The sequence below is a fragment of the Rugosimonospora africana genome, assembly GCF_016862975.1.
Classification (GTDB): Bacteria; Actinomycetota; Actinomycetes; order Mycobacteriales; family Micromonosporaceae; genus Rugosimonospora; species Rugosimonospora africana.
This window is the reverse complement of record NZ_BONZ01000186.1, coordinates 1-956: the sequence shown is the minus strand read 5'-3', so window position 1 is coordinate 956 and position 956 is coordinate 1. Positions and strand designations below refer to the sequence as shown.

Genomic DNA, 956 nt, shown 5'->3' with positions numbered 1-956 from the left:
CCTGGAGGTTGATGAAGCTGGGCTCCCGGTAATGCACCCGGTACGGCCGCGTCCCACCATCAGACACCGCGTGCACACCCAACTCACCCCGCGGCGACTCGATCCCCACATACACCTGACCCGGCGGCACCCGGAAACCCTCAGTCACCAACTTGAAGTGATGAATCAGCGACTCCATCGACTGACCCATAATCTTCGCGACATGCTCCAACGAGTTACCCATGCCATCCACACCGATCGCCAACTGCGCCGGCCAAGCAATCTTGCGATCCTCAACCATCACCGGACCCGGCTCCAACCGATCCACCGCCTGCGCAACGATCTTCAACGACTCACGAATCTCCGCCAACCGCACCTCATACCGACCCCACACATCCGCCGAAGTCGCGGTCGGCACCTCAAACTCATACGTCTCATACCCGCAGTACGGCATCGTCTTGCGCAGGTCCCAACCCAGACCCGCCGACCGCAACACCGGACCGGTCACGCCCAATGACAGGCAGGCGGTCACGTCCAGGACGCCCACGTTTTTCGTGCGCTCGTGCCAGATCAGTTGGCCGGACAGCAGATCCTCATATTCTTTGAGCTTGCCCGGCAGGTACACGAGGAACTCGCGGATCTTCTTGATCGCCTCGGCCGGCAGATCCTGCGCCAGACCACCCGGACGCACATACGCCATGTTCATCCGCAGACCCGAAGCCAACTCGAAGATGTCCAGGATGTACTCACGCTCCCGGAACCCATACAGCATCATCGAGATCGCACCCAGCTCCATGCCGGTCGTCGCCAACCACACCAGATGCGAGGAGATCCGGTTCAACTCCATCATCAACACCCGGATCGTGTTCGCCCGCGGCGTGATCTGATCCTCGATCCCCAGCAGCTTCTCCACCGCCAGGGCATACCCGGTCTCGTTGAAGATCGGCGCCAGGTAATCCATCCGGGTCACGAACGTC

At 61.1% G+C, this 956-nt stretch carries 1 protein-coding gene; it reads right to left on the bottom strand.

From position 1 onward, the window contains the following. The coding region (locus Raf01_RS49135; RefSeq protein ID WP_203925078.1) for an NADH-quinone oxidoreductase subunit D at positions 1-956 on the bottom strand (956 nt) is incomplete at both ends.